This is a genomic window from Streptomyces sp. NPDC052036 (assembly GCF_040680495.1).
Lineage (GTDB): Bacteria > Actinomycetota > Actinomycetes > Streptomycetales > Streptomycetaceae > Streptomyces.
On record NZ_JBFAWW010000045.1, the window covers coordinates 32746 to 52595 of the forward strand.

Annotated in this window: 15 protein-coding genes and 2 pseudogenes; 9 read left to right on the forward strand and 8 right to left on the reverse strand. The window is 69.8% G+C overall.

The features are described 5' to 3' along the window. The first annotated feature begins 70 nt into the window (after positions 1–70). Positions 71–847 carry an SDR family oxidoreductase gene (locus tag AB0L95_RS36390; protein ID WP_365169723.1) on the forward strand — a complete coding sequence of 259 codons (777 nt, stop codon included), beginning with the start codon at positions 71–73 and terminating at the stop codon, positions 845–847. A 292-nt stretch (positions 848–1139) separates the two neighbouring features. On the opposite strand, the gene AB0L95_RS36395 is transcribed toward AB0L95_RS36390, so the two are convergent. From AB0L95_RS36395 to AB0L95_RS36430, 8 genes and pseudogenes are all read right to left on the reverse strand, one after another. Further along, positions 1140–1577, reverse strand: a complete 438-nt coding sequence (locus tag AB0L95_RS36395; RefSeq protein ID WP_365169726.1) for a hypothetical protein — start codon at positions 1575–1577, stop codon at positions 1140–1142. A 232-nt stretch (positions 1578–1809) separates the two neighbouring features. After that, positions 1810–2538: a glucose 1-dehydrogenase gene (locus AB0L95_RS36400; RefSeq protein WP_365169729.1), complete on the reverse strand. Its 729-nt coding sequence runs from the start codon at positions 2536–2538 to the stop codon at positions 1810–1812. A 688-nt stretch (positions 2539–3226) separates the two neighbouring features. Next, positions 3227–3487: a WhiB family transcriptional regulator gene (locus AB0L95_RS36405; RefSeq protein ID WP_365169799.1), complete on the reverse strand. Its 261-nt coding sequence runs from the start codon at positions 3485–3487 to the stop codon at positions 3227–3229. Positions 3488–3993: 506 nt separating this feature from the next. Further along, a complete protein-coding gene (locus AB0L95_RS36410; protein WP_365169732.1) occupies positions 3994–4518 on the reverse strand; it encodes a hypothetical protein in 525 nt (174 codons plus the stop codon). A 130-nt stretch (positions 4519–4648) separates the two neighbouring features. Beyond that, positions 4649–5584, reverse strand: coding sequence for a sigma-70 family RNA polymerase sigma factor (locus tag AB0L95_RS36415; RefSeq protein ID WP_365169735.1), 936 nt, complete (start codon positions 5582–5584; stop codon positions 4649–4651). Between the two features lie 118 nt (positions 5585–5702). After that, positions 5703–5993, reverse strand: a pseudogene (locus AB0L95_RS36420) (hypothetical protein); the annotation flags it as partial. A gap of 39 nt (positions 5994–6032) precedes the next feature. Beyond that, positions 6033–6407, reverse strand: coding sequence for a cupin domain-containing protein (locus AB0L95_RS36425; RefSeq protein ID WP_365169738.1), 375 nt, complete (start codon positions 6405–6407; stop codon positions 6033–6035). Positions 6408–6647: 240 nt separating this feature from the next. Continuing rightward, a pseudogene (locus AB0L95_RS36430) lies at positions 6648–7223 on the reverse strand (alpha/beta hydrolase); the annotation flags it as partial. A gap of 365 nt (positions 7224–7588) precedes the next feature. Here AB0L95_RS36430 and AB0L95_RS36435 point away from each other — a divergent pair. The 8 genes from AB0L95_RS36435 (at position 7589) to AB0L95_RS36470 (ending at position 19667) form a co-directional block, all read left to right on the forward strand. Beyond that, complete coding sequence (locus AB0L95_RS36435; RefSeq protein WP_365169741.1) at positions 7589–8197, forward strand: nitroreductase family protein; 609 nt, start codon at positions 7589–7591, stop codon at positions 8195–8197. Between the two features lie 19 nt (positions 8198–8216). Then, positions 8217–9215, forward strand: a complete 999-nt coding sequence (locus tag AB0L95_RS36440) for a zinc-binding dehydrogenase (RefSeq protein WP_365169744.1) — start codon at positions 8217–8219, stop codon at positions 9213–9215. A gap of 389 nt (positions 9216–9604) precedes the next feature. After that, a complete protein-coding gene (locus AB0L95_RS36445; RefSeq protein ID WP_365169747.1) occupies positions 9605–10705 on the forward strand; it encodes an LLM class flavin-dependent oxidoreductase in 1101 nt (366 codons plus the stop codon). After that, positions 10702–12102, forward strand: coding sequence for an NtaA/DmoA family FMN-dependent monooxygenase (locus AB0L95_RS36450; RefSeq protein ID WP_365169750.1), 1401 nt, complete (start codon positions 10702–10704; stop codon positions 12100–12102). The genes AB0L95_RS36445 and AB0L95_RS36450 overlap by 4 nt, the downstream gene beginning before the upstream one ends. Before the next feature lie 218 nt (positions 12103–12320). Then, on the forward strand, positions 12321–13397 hold the full coding sequence (locus AB0L95_RS36455) for an LLM class flavin-dependent oxidoreductase (protein WP_365169753.1): 1077 nt from the start codon (positions 12321–12323) through the stop codon (positions 13395–13397). 188 nt (positions 13398–13585) lie between these two features. Further along, positions 13586–14641 (forward strand): LLM class flavin-dependent oxidoreductase, encoded by a 1056-nt coding sequence (locus tag AB0L95_RS36460; protein WP_365169756.1) that lies wholly within the window; start codon positions 13586–13588, stop codon positions 14639–14641. Between the two features lie 372 nt (positions 14642–15013). After that, complete coding sequence (locus AB0L95_RS36465; protein ID WP_365169759.1) at positions 15014–17914, forward strand: AAA family ATPase; 2901 nt, start codon at positions 15014–15016, stop codon at positions 17912–17914. A gap of 121 nt (positions 17915–18035) precedes the next feature. Next, on the forward strand, positions 18036–19667 hold the full coding sequence (locus AB0L95_RS36470) for a S53 family peptidase (protein WP_365169762.1): 1632 nt from the start codon (positions 18036–18038) through the stop codon (positions 19665–19667). Positions 19668–19850 lie beyond the last annotated feature (183 nt).

A 19850-nucleotide genomic window follows, 5' to 3' on the forward strand; every position in this document is an offset into this window, starting at 1 on the left:
GTTCGAATCTATTCGCCCGCTGAAACGCGGCTGACAACACCACTTGGTACACGAGGAGTTGAAGTTTTCGATGGCTGAGGAAAAGTTCACGGGCAAGGTCGTCATTGTCACCGGCGGTGGATCGGGCATAGGCGCGGCTACCGCTCACCGCTTCGCCGCCGAGGGCGCCACGGTGGTGATCATCGGCCGGACGCAGGCGAAGCTGGACACAGTGGTGTCCGAGGCGCCAGCGGGCTCGACACTGACCGCCCGGGTCGGCGACGTCTCGAACGAGGAGGAGATCACAAGGCTGGTGGACACCGTGGCCCATGACCACGGCCGGTTGGACACTTTGGTCAACAATGCTGCGACGTGCGAGCCGCTGGGCTCCGTATCCGACATCGATACGACGGGCTGGCGACGCGTCATGGCCACCGATCTCGACGGAGTCTTCTTCGCCTCCAGGGCCGCACTTCCGCATCTGCGTGCCGTGGGCGGCAGCATCGTCAATGTCGGATCCGCATCCGGGCTCGGCGGTGATTGGGGCCTGGCCGCCTACGACGCCGCCAAGGGCGCGGTGACCAACCTGACCAGCGCGATGGCGCTCGACCACGGCGCGGAAGGCGTGCGGGTGAACGCCGTCCATCCCAGCATGATCTCCACCGACATGACTGCGGGATTCCTGCAGAACGATGAGATCGTCGCCGCCGCGCTCAACCGGGTACCGATGCAACGCTTCGGCGAGCCTGCCGAGGCGGCTTCCGTCATCACGTTTCTGGCCAGTCAGGCCGCGAGTTTCGTGAACGGGGCTCACATCCGCGTCGACGGTGGCCTCGGCGCCTCGAACGGCAATCCTCACATCGCGTAACACCGCGACCTGCGAGGCCGATCACCGCAGTCGTCGGCGCAGGCGCCGGGCAGGGCTGATCCCACGTCCCGGGCGAAGGTGAGCATGTAGTCGTCGATGAGGCGCGGCAGGTGCGCTGTCGGCGATGGAGGATGCGCTGATTGCGGGAATCGGTGTGCGAGTCGAGTGAGTCACGGAGTCGTTCGGGCAGCTCGTGGTGGGACCGGGTCAGCGTCTGCCCTTCGATCCGATACGCGGAGCTTCCCCGCTGCCGCAGCACGGGGCCAGAACTGCTCCATCCCAGTAATCCGATTCAGCCGATTTCATCCAGAGCGCTCATGTAGTCGCGTAGCCAATCGGTGTGGCCGCCGATGCCCCAATCGTCGTGGTCGAGTTCGTTGATCGTCACCCAGACTCGACGAAGGTTCTCGGGAGTGCGCTCGCTGTTCTCGATCCTCATGATGATCTCGGTGAAGTCGCGGATGATGCCCTGCTTGTCCTGGACGCCGAGGCGTCCGCTCAGGATACGCACCTCGATGAAGTAAAACGGCTTCTCGTGATCCGGGCTGCCGCCGCTGTAGTCGGCGTCGGCAGCGACCTCGTAGACCCAGCCCTTCATAATCTTGCGGGCCGCAGGCATCTCGGGCACCTTTTCCCAGAACATGAGCGCGTCTGTCAGGCGGGCCATGGCCTCATGGCGCTGCTCGGTGGTGAGTGCGCCTTCTCGCACGGTCATGTTGATAAACGGCATGACAGCCTCCTCAGACATCGTGCAGTACCTTCAGCAGGCCCTGGTCGCGCCAGCGCTGGACGCTACTTTGTGAATTGGGTGGCGCGCTCGGTGAGGATCTCCTCAACGGTCCGTTGCTCGCGGCCGAGCAGTTCCTTCAAGGTGGTGGTGACCGCTTGGAGCGCGCCGACGTCGTGTGCGAGAGTCCCGAAGCGGCGAGATGGTCCTCGATCCCGGCGTGCTGCCGTCCCGATCAGATTTGCGCTCTGCCGCCATCAACGAACAGTTCGATTCCCGTGACGAAGCTGGAGTCATCTGACGCCAGAAAAAGCGCCGCCTTGGCAACTTCGTCGGGCTTCCCCATGCGGCCCATCGGAATAGTGGACGCAATCTTCGCGATGGCGTCTTGAGGTTGCATCGCAATAAGTGGCGTTTCGATCGGGCCAGGGCTGAGGACGTTGGAGCGGATACGGCGATCCTTCAGTTCCACGGTCCACCCTCGAACGAAACTCCGGATGGCGGCCTTGCTCGCGCCGTAGACCGAGAACGCTGGAGTCCCCTTGACGCTCGCAACGGAGCCCGTGAGAATGATAGACGCGCCTTCGTTCAATAGCGGTAGGGCCTTTTGTACCGTGAAGAACGCCCCCTTCACATTGATGTTGAAAATCTTGTCGAAATGCTTTTCCGCGGCGTCTTCCAGCGAAGCGAACTCACCTAGACCGGCGTTGGCAATAACGATATCGATCCGCCCCATCGCCTTGACGGTCTCGTAGAGGCGATCCAGGTCGGCCAGTTCGGCGACGTCACCCTGAACGCCGGATACGGTGCCTCCGATCTCCTTCACGGCGTCATCTAGTTGTTTCTGGCGGCGGCCGGTGATGAAGACATAGGCACCCTCTTCGACGAAGAGCTTTGCTGTTGCCAGCCCGATCCCCGCGGTGCCGCCGGTGATGACCGCCACTTTTCCCTGCAACTTACCCATGGTCAATACTCCCGATAGTTGTACATGCAGTTGATCGGAGGGCCCGGTTTATCCCGGGTGTCGCACATCCCAGTTTCGGAGAGTTCAGCTGGAGCCGCTGCAGCCGCGCCCAATAGCGAATAGAATCACCAATCCGAGATTCCGTACCAAGTCCTGGTACCCGGTCATAAGATCGCGTTACACGCTTTATGGGGGCATTTCTGCACTCACCGACTGCATGGACGCCCGTGGACGGTCTCTACAACCTGTGCCAGCTGGGACCTCAGCATTGGACGGCCTCCGCCCATCGCCGGGCGAGGTACTCGGGCCGGAGATCCCGCACCACCCGTCCAGACCGTGGGCTTCCACAACCTCGCGGTGGCCGGCCTCCAGGCGCCCCACGAGCGCACCCGGTGTCGGACGCCTGCTCTGGGACTCGGAGTTCGAAGCCGAGATCCAAACGCTACGTCACTGGGGGCACACTCACACGGAGATTGGCACGACCCCGACCGAAGCGGCGCTCCAACCCTCGGACCAGCCACCGCTCCTCCCCTACCGCGGACCGCGTATGTGGCAGAAGGGGGTGTTGGCCCTGGCCTGCATCGTCCTCGGCTACGAGATCCTCCTGTCAGTTCTGGTCGGAGCTCTGTTCCTCACCGCCGCTCAGTGCGAAGTCCTCAGTGACCACGACCCAAAAAGGTCGTTCCGTTCACGACGGCGAGGCCGGTCCCGGACAGGAGGTCGTCCCGCGCCGTCGTAGCGCACGGCGTTCGCCTTCCGTCGTTCCACCCCAGATCCCTTCCACCTGTCCCGTCCGCACGGCCCAGCCGAGGCACTGCTCCACGACAGGACAACGGCCGCACACGGCCTTGGCCTCATCGATCTGTCGAAGCGTCAGTCCACTGTTTGATATGGGGAAGAACAGATCGGGGTCTGCACGTAGGCATTCCGCCCGCTCTCGCCAATGCATGGCATGGTCACCTCGTTCGGCAGTGATGGGAAAGAAGTGCGGAGTCTTCATATAAGACGGAGCAACCGGCGCATGTGTGACAAGCGGCCGGATTCCGCGTCGAACACGCTGATGGCACGCCGCTGAACAACGGCGCGGGCGGCGCGTCGGGCGATGTCACAAGGTCCGCGAGTTCCCGGTCTGACGGATTGAGCCGACGTCGACGGCGTTGATACGTGCGGGACCGTGCGAGAGGGAGGATGCCGTATGGACCGGGCGGATGCGGTGCCGATCGCGGAGTTGTGGGAGGAGCGTCGGTTTCTGCTGGATGTCACCTACTGGATGCTGGGCAGCCTGGTCGCGGCGGAGAGTGTCGTCCATGAGACATACCGACGGTGGTACGAGCTGTCCGATGCGGGACGGCGGCAGATCGCCGTTCCCCGGTCATGGCTGGCGAGGACCGCGGGCCGGATCCGTCTGGGCCGGCTCACGCTGCCCGGCCGGGGGGCGGCCGGGCACGAGGAGGACTACCGGACGCGGCCGACGGACGTGGCGGAGGAGGCCGGCCGGGTCGTGCTGAATGCGCTGAAGTCGCTGTCGCCGGCTGAACGGGCGGCGTTCGTGCTCGGCGCCTTCGGGACGGCCCCGGCACGGTCGCCGACATCATGGGCCGCGCGGAGCCGGAAGTCGCCGAGCTCACCGACCGGGCCAGGCAGTGGCCGCGAGTGCGGCGTGCGCAGCCCACGACACCGCGACAGCACGATGTCGTCGCCCGTGCGGTGTTCCGGGCATGCGTCGCCCAGGACGGTGAACTGCTCGCGTCGCTGTTGTGGTCGGACGTCACGGCGTACTTCGACGGTCGCGGCAAGGTGCGGGCACTGACCAGGCCGACGCACGGAAGTCGGCCAGTCGCCGACAGTCTGCTGACACTCCTGGCCCGCCGCCCACGCACCGGCCTGACCACCCGCTCCGTCAACGGTCGTACCGGCCTGGTCGCCCGCTACGACCACCAGGTCGCCGCCGTCATCAGCCTCGACGTCATCGACGAGCACGTCGCCCAGGTCTGGGTCCCTTCAACCCCGACAAGCTGCGTTCCTGGAATCAGCTCCACACAGACGGCGGCCCGGGCTCGGACTGGAGCCGGGGCCTGTGACTGCGGCGGAAATCGTCACACTGTTGCAGTCACACACCGCCCGGCACAGGGCCGGAGGCAGTCGCGAAGCGGGAACGCGAGTCGAGGAACGCGGCGATCTTGCTCGGACTCATCACCCACATCATCTGGTAGATGCCATCCTTCGAGGCGGCTACGGTCATGAAAGCGAGGGGGCGGCCATCCTGGCTGATCACCGCTCCCGTGCCGCCGTTGGCGTCGACCAGCCTGCCCTCCGCTCCCCGCCAGTACCGCCCAAAGGCCGAGAGCCTGGCCACACGGGCACGACCCAGCACCGGTACGCGAGCGCAGCCCCGCACGCCGTTGCCATCGGCCACACTCACGCAATCAGGGGTGAGAAGGGCCTCCAGCGCCGCCACATCCCCCGTTTGAGCTGCTGAGACGAAGGCATCGAGGAGACGTCGGTGCTCGGCCGCGTCCACGCTCTCCCTCTGCTCGTCCAGCAGATGCCGGCGAGCACGGCTCACGATCTTCCGCACATTGACGAGGCTGAGTTCGAGGATTCCGGCGATCTCGGCGTAGGAATAGTCGAACGCCTCGCGCAGGACGTATGCGGCGCGCTCGGTGGGGGTCAGCTTCTCCAGCACCAGCAGCAGAGCCAGCTCCAGGGCCTCCGCGCGCTGCGCGCCCACCTCCGGGTCGGAGCTCGTGTCGATGGGCTCCGGCAGCCAGGGTCCGACGTAGGTCTCCCGACGCACGCGCGCCGACTGCGCGACATTGATCGCCAAGCGGGTCGTGGTGCTCGACAGGAAGGCCGCCGGGTTGGCCACCACCGAGCGGTCGGTCCTCTGCCAACGCAGCCACACCTCCTGGACCACGTCCTCGGCCTCGACCACGCTGCCGAGCATGCGGTAGGCGATCCCGAAGAGACGCCTCCGGTGCTGCACGAAGACAGAAACAGCCTCGTCAAGGTCGTGGCGTGTCGTGGGGGACTGTTCGAGGTACATGATCCTTTGGCCTCCGTTGCTTCGCTGCGTCTACTCCATTGACCGGGACCGCCTCTTGTCCGTGACAGAACGGGGACCACAGCGTCGCCGAAACCTGGAAGCTACAGACCGATGGTGCTCATACGGCCGTCTCCTCACCCGCCCGGCCGGCGCTGAGGCCCTGCGCCTCGCCGCTCGTGACGAAGGCGTCCCGCGGGTGCTGTACAGAGGCCAGGGAGACCAGATCCCGGCCGAACAGGGCAGCGGTGAGCCAGGCGCCCAGAACGCGGATCTTGCGCTCCGAGGTCTCGCTGTCGGTGCCCACGCGAAGATCGGAGCGGGCCATGATCAGGCCACGCTCGTCGACCGGCCGATCCATGCGGTTGTGCACGACCGGGTTCGAGGCGTTGCCGGCGGTCCACACGATCAGCGCGGGACCCCGGCTCCGCCCCCCTCTCCGGCCCGCGACTCAGTCAGCGGAAGGCCGCGGGGCACGCAGGTGCGCCCGTTGCTCCAGCTCCTCCTCGTCGACCAGCGTCAGCATCGGCTGGCCCGGTGCACACAGCATCGTCACCACGAACCTGGTCGGAGCATCCGACAGAGCATTGCCGTTCTGATAGTGGATCACGTCACCGCCCGGCTCGAACAACGGCTCGCCCGCCTTGATCACACGCTCCGGCTCCCCCTCGAGCTCGAACCGCACCGCACCCTCGATCACGTAGCCGAAACACGGCCCCGAGTGCCGATGCGGAGGAGTCCCGGGGTGACCGGGAGGCCACTCGACCACAACGGTCATCCCCGAGGCACCCTCCGGAATGAACGGCGGCGTCACATCCGCCAGCATCCTGGGCCCGACCCCGTCCGAGCCCCCGTGGCCGTGGGCTCCGCCCACTGAATCCCTCTCCAACACCGTGGCACACCTCCGTCACCGTGCCCGGAACACACGACCATGTCCGGACGCACACAACCTGCTTCACAGTGAAGACAGGGCACGCCCCACATCTGTGACACCCCATGCGCAGTGTCAGCCCGGGTCGGCGGCAGCGGCGCCCGGCCGGCGAGCGGGACGCCGTAACCGCTCATGTCAGGCCGACGCCGTGACCGCCCGGCCGAAGTGCCGACCGAAGAACCGCACCGCGCTGTCGGCCTCGAACCTGGGCAGCTCCTTGTGCCTGCCCGCGTTGGCGTGCAACGTCTTCTCCTTCGAGGCGAAGGCGTCGAACAGCGCGAGACCGGCCTCGCGCGGGATGTGCTCGTCGTCCCACTGCATGTCGAACTCGATCGGGATGGTGATCTGCTTCGCCGTCTCCGCCAAAGCATCGGGCCAGTGGAGACCGAGGACCGCGGCGGTGATCCTGGAATCAGCCGCCACGAACGGCACCCCGATCGCGGTGCCCATGTTCAGACCGAAATAGCCGACCGGACCGTCGGCGCCGATCTCCGGCAGTTCCTGGAGGGCATCCAGGGTCGCCTGCCACTCGGGCACGGCGCGCTCCGCCAGGTGGGCGTTGTAGCGGACGACGATCGGGCCTTCCGGCTCGCCCGCCTCCCTCGCCTTGAACAGAGCGGCAATCTCCTGCTCGTCGTACGCCGTGCGCGGCCGATCGCCGTGACCGGGCGCATCGACGACGGCGACGTGCAAACCGCAGCCGGTGACGAGGCGTTGTGGCCCTCACGGCACACCCAGCCATCCCTCGGTGAGTGGACATGGAGGCCGCACGCACACATGCCGAGATGGAGAACGGTGATCACTGGCGCAGTTCGTGACGGGTGTGCTTTGCTGATTGCATGACCGTGCTCGTCAGCCGCCGCCACGTCGACTACGTGCGCGTCACGACCACGGCCTGTTCCGCCGGGCGCTGACGCCGCGCTCCCCGGCATCCTGCCACCGCCCCGCGGTCCTGCGGGCCCCGCACCTGCCACCGTCGTCCTGATCGAGACAGAACAGGGCTGTGGCTTCGCCGTCCATGAGCTGACGGCATGACAGGCCTCGCGCACTTCACCCGTCGATGAAAGGCACCGAGCATGTCTCCTCCCACCTCGGACACCGCCGTGGCCGTCCATCCGCTGCTCGCCGATCGCTGGAGTCCTCGCTCGTTCGACGCGACCCACACGATCAGCGACGAGCAGTTCCTCTCACTGCTGGAGGCGGCCCGCTGGGCTCCCTCCGCCCGCAACACACAGCCGTGGCGCTTCCTGGTCGGCCGGCGCGACGAAACGGCGTACCGGCGGATCCTCTCCACTCTGGTCCCTGGCAACCGGCTCTGGGCGGCGCACAGTTCGTTGCTGATCGCGGCGGTGGCCGAGGAGCGCCTCGCGGACGGCACGCCACGTCACGGCGCCGCATACGACACCGGTCTCGCGGTGGCCCAACTGGTCGTACAGGCACACGCCCTGGGGCTGCACGCCCACCAGATGGGCGGCTTTGACCCCGCACAGCTGCGTACGTCACTGGGCATCCCGGAGGGCTACCAGCCGCTTTCCGTCACCGCGGTGGGGGCCCTGGCCCCGGCGGATCTGCTGCCCCGGGAACTGCGCGACCGCGAGACCGCCTCCCGCGGGCGACGTCCCCTGGCGGAGAGCTTCTTCGCGGCGGGTTGGGGCACTCCGCTTCCGGTCCGGCACAACGGTTGAGAGGGAAGGGGAGCGCCACATGCGGGCATACGGATTCAAGTCGAACGGCGGCACCGAGGTCCTGGAGGAGATCCGGGTGCCCACACCCGCGCCCGGTCCGGGCCAGGTGTTGATCGAGGTCGCATACGCCGGGGTGAACTTCGCGGAGGTGCAGCACCGGCGGGGTGAGTTCGGCGAGCCCGACGGTCCCGGCGGCTACGACGTTCCGGGGCTGGAGGTCTCGGGAACCGTCGTCGCGCTCGGCAGCGGGGCGCCTGGGCCGCCGGTCGGCGAGCAGGTCGCCGCCTACCTGCCGGCTTTCGGAGGCTATGCCGAGTTCGCCGTGGCCGACGCGGACTTCGTCCGGCCGGTGCGCGGCCTCCCGTTGGCATCCGCGGCGGGAGTGCCCTGCGTGTATCCGACGGCCTACGGGGTGCTGGCGGACGCGGGACGGATCCGCGACGGCGAGACCGTCTTGATCCACGCCGCAGCCGGCGGAGTAGGCTCGGCCGCGGCGCGAATCGCACGTACGCTCGGCGCGAGCCGAGTCTTCGGCACCGTGGGATCCCTGGAGAAAGCAGAGCAGGCCGCCGCCCTGGGCTACGACGCGCTGTTCATCCGTGAAGGCTTCGCGGACGCGGTCCAGGAGGCCACCGCGGGTCGCGGGGTGGACCTGGTGCTGGATCCGGTCGGCGGACCGGTGCGGCGGGCGAGTCTCCAGGCACTTTCCCCTTTCGGTCGGGTCGTCGTCTACGGGGACCTCGGACGCCACGCGGACTGGACCGCCGACGTGTGGGACCTGTGGAAGAACAGCCGCGCCATCGCCGGATACAACATCGGTGACGTAGCCCGCCGCTCCGCTGCCACGATCGGCGACCACCTGTCCAGGGCCCTGTCCGCACTCGCCTCCGGAGCGCTTCCCCACGACCGTCCCGCCGTCGTCCCGTGGGCGGAGGTCGCGCAGGTCCACGGACGCTTCGAGGCCGGAGACACCGACGGGAAGACGGTGCTCGACATCGCAGGACGAGGCGCCGTGTGAGCGACATCGGCCGTCGCACCGGACAACCGGCGACCATCCCCTGCACATCGGTGGCGCCGATCGCCAACCGGACGTCCTGTAGCCACCGCCCGGCTGTACCTCGGCAGGTGTGGGCCGCATCGAATGCCCTTGACACTCGCAGGGGCGGACGACGTACGTTGAACTCGCAAGTCCCGGACGGGTGGAGGCCTTCGATGCACGTACCTGGCGCGGCGCCGCACGGTGCGTGCACTGGTGCGCGGCTGATCACCCGGCGGCATGTCGACTACTGCCGCACCTCGTCCGCCGTCTGTCCTTCCGTACACGTCTGACCCTGCCGGCCCGGTCCCGCCGGCCGTCGTGTCGCAGCCTTGTGGCCGCGAGTCCTCGTGTTCTCGGAAGGAACGCCCATGTCCGGCCCCGCTCTGCACCTCGCCGTCGAGATCGACGGCGAGGGCGCCCACCCCGCGGCCTGGCGCCGCGCCGCCCACTCCCCCGACCAGTTGCTCACCCCCCGGCGTGTGGCCCGGGTCGCCGCCGTCGCCGAGAACGCCGGCTTCACCCTGATCACCCTGGATGACGGCGTGCTGCCGCCCGGAGCCCCACCGGACCCCGTGGGCCGTATCGGCGCGGTGGAACGTGCGGCCTTCGTCGCGGCGTCCACGAGCACCATCGGGATCGCCCCCGTCATTCCGGTCACCTACGCCGAACCCTTCCACGTCTCCAGCCAGTTGGCGTCCCTGGACCACATCTCCGTCGGCCGCGCCGGATGGGTGGTGACGGAGGAGAACCGTCCTGATGCGGCCCGCGTCTGGGGGCGCCCCCTGGTCGCCGACGCCACCGCGCGGGCCAGGGAGTCCCGCGACGGCGTGGAGGTGGTGCGCGCCCTGTGGGACTCCTGGGAGGACGACGCGGTCATCCGGTCCGTGGCCACCAGCCGCTACCTCGACCGCGAACGACTCCACTTCATCGACTTCACCGGGGAGACCTACGCCGTCAAGGGACCGGCGATCGTGCCGCGCCCGCCCCAGGGGCAGCTCGTCGTCCTGGGCCGACCGGACCGGGTTCCCGCCGCGCAGCTCGACGTCGCTCTCGTCGAGGGCCGCGACCTCACGGCAGTCACCACGGCCGCCGCTGCCGCCGGTACGCCCCGTGTCTTCGCGGAGGTCGAGGTCGCACTGGACACCCCGGACGCCACGGCCGAGCAGCGCGTCGCCGACCTGGAACGGCACGCGCCGTGGACCGACCGGGGGAGGCTGCGCCACATCGGCACCGCCGAACAACTGGTCGCGGTGCTTCTGGAGTTGAGCGGCTCCGTGGACGGCGTACGGCTGCATCCGCTGGTGCTGGACGAGGACCTGCCCGTCCTGGCCCGCCTCGTCCTCCCCGCCCTCGTCGAGCGGCGCCTCCTCGCCCGCCCGCTGCCCGGCACGTCCCTTCGTTCGACCCTGGGGCTGGGACGCCCCGCCAACCGCTTCGCCGCCGCGGCCGCCCTGGAGGAAACCCGATGACCCGCACCGACCCCCTCGACGTCCCCCGGCCGCACGCCCAACTCCACTTCGGGGTGTTCTTCCAGGGCGTCAATCACTGGACCATCTGGTCCGCCCCCGAGAGCGGCTCCCAGATCGACCCCACGTCCTTCCGCCGTGTCGTCCAGACCGCCGAACGAGGCCTGTTCGACGCGTTCTTCCTCGGCGAGGGACTCCGGCTGCGCGAGGTCGACGGCCGAATCCACGATCTCGACGTGGCCGGGCGGCCGGACGCCATCACCCAGCTCGCCGCGCTGGCCGCCGTCACGCGCCGGATCGGCCTGGTCAGCACCTCCAACTCCACCTTCAACGAGCCCTCCGATCTCGCCCGCCGCCTCTCCGGACTCGACCTGCTGTCCGAGGGCCGTGCCGGCTGGAACGTCGTGACCACGGACAACGCCTGGACCGGTGCGAACTTCCGTCGGGGCGGCTACCTCGACCACGCCGACCGCTACCGGCGCGCCGAGGAGTTCCTCACGGTGGCCCGTGCCCTGTGGGACGGCTGGGAGGACGGAGCCGTCGCCCACTCCGCGGGCGCGCCCGCCTGGTCGGCACCCGGCGCCGTACGGCAAGTCCGCCATCGTGGGCCGCAGTTCGACGTCGACCTCGCGCCGACCCTGCCGCGCAGTGCCCAGGGCCACCCCGTCATCTTCCAGGCCGGGGACTCCGGCGAGGGACGCGACTTCGCCGCCCGCAACGCCGACGTCATCTTCTCCGCACACGGCAACGCTTTCGACGACGCGGTGGCCTTCGCCGAGGACATCCGGCGTCGGCTGCGGGCGGTCGGGCGGCCCGACGACGACCTGCGCATCCTGCCCGGCACGGAGATCATCCTCGGCGCGACCGAGGAAGAGGCCCTGGACAAGAAGCGCTGGATCCGGCTGCAACAGGTCACCCCCGCCACGGCGTTGGGGACCGCCGGGCTGCTGTGGGGCATCGACCTGTCCGACCGCGACGCCGACGGGCCGCTGCCGAAGGAGGATCCGGTCGTCGCCGAGAACGACGGCTCCTTCGGTGCCCGGCGTATCGCCGACCCGCATGCGGTCGTGGCCGAATGGCGTGCGAAGGCAGAGGCGCACGGATGGTCGTTGCGCGAGACCGTCATCGCGCTCGGCCCGCAGCGCGGGCACGTCGGCACTCCGTCCGGCCTGGCCGACAAGTTCGCTCACTTCGTGCGGCACGGCGCGATCGACGGCTTCAACGTCACGCCGTACCTGATCCCGGACGGACTCGACGACATCGTCGACCTCCTCGTCCCGGAACTTCAGGAACGCGGCGTGTACCGCACCGAATACACCGGTACCACGCTGCGCGAGCACCTCGGGCTGCGCGAACCCCTCACCCACCGGTCCGCGCCCGAACGCCGGCAGGCGGGCTGACCGCCGAGGACCAACAGCGGATCGGATCCGCCCATGGCGAGCACGGCACGCGGCGTGGTCCAGGACCTGGGCCCCGAGGTGTGGTCAGCCCGGATCGCCCGGATCGCGGCCCGCCCCGTCCGCCCACCGTGCGCCTTCCGACGCCCCACTCCCCCACTCCCCCAGCCGGCCCGCGCCGAGCGTCGGGCCGGCACCGCCAAGCAGCGATGGGAAGCACGATGAGCCTGGAATTTCTCTGGTACATCCCCAACACCGTCGAGCCGGGCCACCGCGGCGACGACACCACCACCGGCTGGGGGTCCATCGAGTACTCGACCGACCTCGCCCGCGCCGCGGAGAAACACGGCTGGGGCGGCGCCCTGTTGGGCACGGGATGGGGGCGCCCGGACACGTTCACCGTCGCCACGGCGCTGGCGTCCCGGACCACGACGTTCAAACCGTTGATCGCGGTTCGGCCCGGCTACTGGCATCCGGCCAACTTCGCGGGCGCGGCCGCGACGCTGGACCAACTCAGCCGCGGACGCGTCCTGGTGAACATCGTCAGCGGGCTGGACAACCCGGCCGCGTACGGGGACACGAGTACAGACCCGGCCCGGCGGTACGCCCGTACGCAGGAGTTTCTGCATCTGGTGCGGCGGTTGTGGACCGAGGATGACGTCACCTTCCACGGCGAGCACTACCAGGTCACCGCCTCCACGGTCGCGCCGCGCCCGTACACCACCGGCGAGCGGGCACATCCGACGCTCTACTTCGGTGGCGCGTCCGAGGCCGCCGAACGGGTGTCGGCCGCCGAGGCCGACGTCCAGCTCTTCTGGGGCGAGCCGCTGGACGGGCTCGCCGAACGCATCGATCGGCTCAGGACGTTGAGCCGACAGGTGGACCGGCGGCACAAGCCGCTGGAGTTCGGGCTGCGGATCACGACAGTAGTGCGTGACACCACCGAGGATGCATGGCGCGCGGCCGAGCAGAAGGTCGCGAAGATGGCGGCCGACGCGGGCGAAGGCGCCACCTGGACGGGAAACCGCGGCACGGCCGTGGGACAGCGGCGGCTCGTCGAACTCGCCGAGCGCGGGGAAGTGCTCGACACCTGCCTGTACACCACCCCGGGCAGGTTCGGCGGTGCCGGAGCGGCGACCACCTGGCTGGTCGGCTCCGCCGACGATGTCTCCACCGCGCTGGAGAACTACCGCAAGCTCGGCATCACGCACTTCGTTCTGTCCGACACCCCGTACCAGCAGGAGATCGGCCGTATCGGCGACCAACTGCTCGCCAGACTGCGCGAGCCGTCCGCGTGACGGGCGCAGTCTGGTGGGGCTCCAGGTAAGAGTCCGGCGGGGTCACCGACGATCTCCCCAAGCGCGGGTATCTGTTCTTGCCCTCTCCCGGTGCCGCCGGCCTGCACGGCCGACCCCCGCAGCAGCCGGCCCGCCGTCTCCGCCCAGGCCCACCACCGAGACGACCACGACCTGAGGACACACACCGCATGAGCAGTCCCGAGATCACCTCACTGGCCTTTCTCACCCCGGGCAACTTCGACGACGACGACCCGTACACCGGCCTGGAAGAGACGCTGCAGCTGTTCGAGTACGGCGAACGGCTGGGCTTCGACGGCGCCTGGATCCGGCAACGCCATCTGGAGCACGGTGTCGGTTCGGCCGCGGTTTTCCTCGCCGCGGCCGGCCAGCGCACCGAACGGGTCGAGCTGGGGACCGCGGTCATCCCGATCGGATACGAGAGCCCGTTCCGCCTGGCCGAGGACCTGTCGCTGGCCGACGTACTGTCCCGCGGCCGCCTTCAGGTCGGCCTCAGCACCGGCATGCCGCACGCCGAGCTGCTCGGCGATCTTGTGTACGACGGGGACTGGCGCAGCTTCGACCTGTCGTACGGCAGGATCGCCCGCCTCGTCGACAACCTGCGCGGCGACCGTCTCGGGGGCCCGGACACCGTGATCCACTCGCCCGGCAACACCCAGCGGCCGCGGCTGCAACCCCACAACCCCGGCCTGGTGGACCGGATCTGGTACGGCGGAGGCAGCCTGCGCTCGATCCGCTGGGCCGCCGAGAACGGGTTGAACCTGCTGTCCGGCAACATCGTCTCCGGCGAGAACACCGACGATTTCACCACGGCCCAGTTGAACCTGCTCTCCGAGTACCGACGGATCCTCCCCGCCGACCGGCGGACGAGGGTGGCGCCGGGGCGGGTGATCGTGCCGTTCGACAGCGCCGACGCGGCCACCCGGGCCCGCTACCGGGACTACGAGGTCAGTCGGCGCGAGCGCACCCTGAAACCCCGGACCATGACAGCGGTGGACCCGAAGCGGATCCTGTTCGCCCCGGACGTGGTCGGGACCGCGGAGCAGATCCTGGAGCAACTGGCCGCGGATCCCGTGCTCTCGGCGGTGTCGGAGCTTCGCCTGGAGCTGCCGTACGAGTTCCGGCGGGAGGAGTACGAGCAGATCCTGCACGATGTCCGGCACTTGATCGCGCCGGAGCTGGGCTGGCGGCCCGACACCGCGCAGTTGCACGGGGCCGGCCAATGAACCTGCGGCTGGAAATCCTCACCTGTGAACCGTTCACCGACGGTCATCACTTCGCCGATGCCGAGGCGTACGGGCCCGTCGCGTGACCTCGGCCTTGTTCCGCACGGTCCCGGTACGCGGTGCCGGTTCCGGCCACGCGCGGCCCCGCTCCGGCCGACGGCCAGAGAGGGACATGGTCAACAGGACGCGTGACAGCCGTCATTGACAAGCGGAACCATGCGAGTTGTCATGAACACATGATCCACCGTCCTGGGACCTGCCGCGCTGGCCGTACCGATGGTTCCGCCCTCGGTGCCGGGTGCAACCCGTCACTGGACGGATCACGCACGAAGACCGCGGGTGCCACCCCAGGGCTAAGGATGGGCGACTGCAATGGGAGCACGGTCACTGACCGGGCGCCGCGCGCTGCTCGACGCCGCCCGGGCCGAACTGACGGCCCGTCCCGGAGTGCTCTTCCACGGCCCCACGGGGATCGGCAAGTCCACGCTCGCAGCAGCCCTCATGGCGTCCTTGGGGGCGCATGCCCCGACGGTCGGCACTGTGCTGCACTGCTCGCCCGCAGAGGAGGACGCCCGGCTCCCGTTCGTCGGGCTCATCGACCTGTTCGCCGAGGTGCCGGAGAGCCTCCTGGAGACTCTCGCGCCCGAGCCGCGAGCGGCGCTGAGGGCAGCCCTGCTGCACGGCCCGGAACCGGCAGACGGCCGCAGCCGTCTCGCGGTGCGCGTCGCCGTCCTCGACGTGCTGCGGGCCCTGGCCGCCACCGGCCCCGTCGTGCTGGTCCTCGACGACCTGCAGTGGCTCGATGAGCTCACCGCCGAGGCGCTCGCCTTCGCCGTACGCCGCCTGGGCGGCCTGAACGTACGGGTGGTGGCCGCCGAGCGGGTGGCGGACGGTGAACAGCCCGAGCGGCTGCGTTGCTGCCCGCCGGGCACCACCGAACTTCCGGTGCCGCCGCTGACGGACGACGAGGTGGCCGATCTCGTGTCCGCCGGCATCGGCGCCGACCTGCCGCCGGAGATGCTGCGTGCGATCCAGGACACCGCCGCCGGCAACCCGCTGTACGCACTGGAGTTGGGGCGAGCGGCCCTGCGGAGTCCGGCATCCGTCGCCTTCGGTCCGACGCTGCCGGTGCCCCGAAGACTGCGCACTTTGGTGCTGGACCAGGCACGCACGCTGCCGGAGAAGGTGCGGCGCACTCTGCTGGTCACGAGCGCCGCCGCCCGCCCCAGCCTCACCCTGCTGCGTGCCGCCGGGCTCCCCGAACCCGCCGCGGACCTGGCGGAGGCCGAACGGCTCGGCGTCGCGACGACCGACGCCTGCGGAACCATACGATTCCGGCATCCGCTGCTCCGGGCCGCCGTCTACGCCGACGCCCCGGCGAACAGCCGCCGGGAGGCACATGCGCTGCTGGCCCGCGCGATCACCGAGCCTGTCGAGCAAGCCCGCCATCTCGCTCACGCCCGCCCGCACGAGGACGAGGACACCGCCCGCACCCTGATGGCCGCGGCGGAGTGCGCGCGCCGCGACGGCGCGCTCGGCACCGCTTGCGAACTGGCCGGGCTCGCCGCCCGCCGCACGCCCGGCGACCGCTCCGCGGACCGGGCCGACCGGCTGCTGGCTGCGGCCGAGTACGCGTGCGACGCCGGACGACTGGAGGAGGCGGGTGACGCCGCCGAGACCGTCCTCGCCGAATCGGGGTCGGCACGCCGGCGGGTGCGGGCCCGGCTGGTCCTGCTGCGCAACGCCGGGCAAGCGCTGGAGGGTGCCCATACACTGATCCAAAAGGGCCTCCGGGACGCCGACGGCGATCCGGAGGCCGAGGCGTGGCTGCACCACTGGGCGGCCGTACGCGGCCTGCTGTGCGGGGAGTTGGAGGAGGCGGCCCGGCATGCCGGGCGCGCTGCCCGGCAGGCGGCCGTGGCAGGTGACACGGAGACCCGGATCGGGGCACTCGCCACTCTCGCCCGGGTGCGGTCCCTGGGCGGCGAACCGGTCGCGGCGGACGTCGCGCTGGAGGAAGCGCTCACCCTGGCGGGGGGCGCCGACGGCGGTCCGCAGAGTTGGCGGCTGATCCGGATGCGGGCGATCCTCGCCCTGGATTCAGACAGGGTGACCGAGGCCGGGGAGCAAGTCGTCGAACTCCTTGCTGATATCGGTGAGTTCGCCGGGGTCGAGGAGGTCATGGCGACCCTGGTGTCACTGACCCGGATCCAGGTGCGGGCGGGACACTGCCGCGAGGCACTGCACACCGCGGCGCGCTGCTCGCGTGCCCAGGCCCAGGCGGCTCCCGCACTGTACGCGGCCGCGCTGGCGGCTACCGCTGGCGGCACCGCCGAGGAGGCCCGGCAGCTGGCCGAGCAGGCGGTACGCGCCTCCGAAGCCGACGGCGACCGGCTCTTCCTGCTGCGCGCGCTGGCCGTGCTCGGGCAGGCCGAACTGCTCGCGGGCGACCCACAGGGGGCGGCGTCGGCGGTCGAGGCGTTGCAGCGCGCCAGAGAGCTCGGGGCTGCCATGTGCGCCGCCGACCCACCCTTGCTGCACTGGTACGGCGACCTGGCCGAAGCCCTGATCCTCCTCGGGGAGACGGACGAGGCCGGGGCAGTCGTCCGTGAGGCCTACGCCCGTGTGACCGGCCATACGCCCGGCAGCGTGCTGGCGGCTCTGGAGCGGGCGGAGGGGCTGCGGGAGGCGGGGACCGGCCGGGCGAAGGAGGGGGCGGCGCGGCTGCGTGCCGCCGTGGACCGTCTGCGCCAACTCCCCTTGCCTATGGACCTGGTGCGCACCCTGATCGCGCTCGGCGCGGTCGAGCGCCGCTCGCGCCGCAGGAGCGCGGCGCGAGCGGTTCTCGGCGAGGCGCTGGAGACCGCCACACGCATCGGCGCCGCTCCGCTGGCAGCGCGGGCCCGCGACGAGCTGTCCCGGCTGGACGCCGGAGACCGGAGCGGTGAGGCGGGCGCGGGCGGGCCCGAACTCACGCCCACGGAGGCCAGGATCGCCGAGTTGGTCGGGGGCGGGGCCACCAACCGGGAAGTCGCCGCGAAGCTGTTCATCAGCGTCAAGACGGTGGAAGGGGCCCTGTCGCGGATCTACCGCAAGGTCGGGGTCCGCTCGCGCACCGCGCTCGCCCACGCGATGGCGGTCGCCCTCATCACCTCCGGGGCAGCGATTGCCGACTCCGGCGACGGCGGCCAAGTGAAGCTATCGGAGCCTGGCGTGATGATGAGTCAGCCCAGCCGTACCCAGACCCGCCGTGCTGACGACACACGCCGTTGACGTGACATCGGCTGTTAACAGGTAAAGCAAGGGTTCCCCCGCTTATGGGGGTGGGGCCGATCTTCCTACGGTGAAGCCGTTCCGCCTCAGGAACAACTCCCCCACTCCCCGGAGGACTTCAGTGAAGTCACGTCTGAAACTGCTCGGTCTGGTCGCCGCCCCGGCCCTGGTCACCGCGGTCGTCCCCGCCGCGTATGCCGCGAACGCCTCGCAGCCGCACGCGACCCGTGCCGCCCTCGCCGGCGATGTCCTGCCGGGCCTGAGGCAGACCGCGGCCCGCGCCGGAGGCGTCGCGGCCGGAAAGCGGATATCGGTGGCGGTCAGTCTGACGCCCAGAGGTGGCTCAGCACTTGACACCTTCGTCGCCAAGGTCAGCGACCCGCGGTCGAGTTCCTACGGCCACTACCTGACGAAGCGCCAGTTCGCGGCCCGTTTCGGCCGGACCGACGCCGAGGTCAAGCAGTTGAAGGACTACCTGCACTCCCAGGGCCTGACCGTCGGGACCGTTCACTCGGGCAACCTGCTGGTCGACGCCAGCGGCACCGCCGCCCAGCTGGAGAAGGCCTTCGGTACCAAGCTGTCGACCTGGAAGGACGCCAAGACGGGGCGCTCCTTCTACGCCAACGACAGCGCGCCGACGCTGCCGACCACCATCGCCTCTCTCGTCAGCGACGTGGCGGGCCTCAACAACCGCGTCCAGCTGCACCACCAGGCCACGCCGTCCACCGTCCACCCGCACAACGGCCCGGGCGGCGGGTACACCCCCGCCCAGCTCAAGGGCGGCTACAACGTCTCCGGTACGTACACCGGCAGCGGCCAGAAGATCGCGCTGCTCGAGTTCGACGGCTTCCAGCAGTCCAACATCACTGCGTACGACAACCACTACAGCCTGGGCTCGCCCACCCCGACCGTGCAGAAGGTGGACGGCGGCTCGGGCTCGCTCGGCGACGGCCAGGTCGAGGTCGAGCTGGACATCGAGGTCCTGCACGCCATCGCCCCCAAGGCGAACGTCACCGTCTTCGGGGGCCCCAACTCCGACGCGGGCGAGGTCGACACCTACCAGGCCATCGTCGACAGCGGCATCCCGACCACCTCGATCAGCTGGGGTGCCGCCGAGAGCGCCCGCACCACCTCCAACATCAACGCGGTCGACGCCGTCTTCAAGGCGGGCGCCTCCGAGGGACTCGGCTTCTACGCGGCCTCCGGCGACGACGGCTCCGACGACGCGGGCGACGGCGGCACCTCCGTCGACTACCCGGCCAGCGACCCGTACGTCACCGGTGTCGGCGGCACCAAGCTGACCGTCACGTCGTCCAACGCCTGGAGCAGCGAGGTGGCCTGGTCCGGAGGCGGTGGCGGCAAGTCCTCCGTCTTCAAGATCCCCAGCTGGCAGACCGCGGTGCAGAAGAGTGCCGGCGGCGGCTACCGCCAGGTGCCGGACGTCTCGGCCCACGCCAACCCCAGCCCCGGGGTCTCGATCTACTCGCAAGGCTCCTGGAGCTCGGTCGGCGGCACCAGCGCCGCCGCGCCCGAGTGGGCGGCGTTTGCCGCGCTGTACAACCAGCAGGCCGCTGCGGCCGGCAAGGCCAACCTCGGCTTCGCCAACCCCGCCCTCTACTCGGCGAGCGGCACCGGCTTCCACGACATCACCAGCGGCAGCAACGGCGCCTACTCCGCGGCCACCGGCTGGGACTTCACCACCGGCTGGGGCTCGTACAACGCCGCGACACTGGCGAGCAAGCTGCTCGGCTGACGACCGGCGGCTGACGACCGACCGACAAAGCGCGGGCCGGGAGTGATCTCCGGCCCGCGCCGCGCCACGCCGTCAAGACCTCCGACTGCTCGATGGTTCCGGCCCGGAAGGCGGAACAGGGGGTTCGTGGACGAGGCGCGGACGGAATCTTGGAGCATCGCCGCAGGTGACGTCCGGGACAGG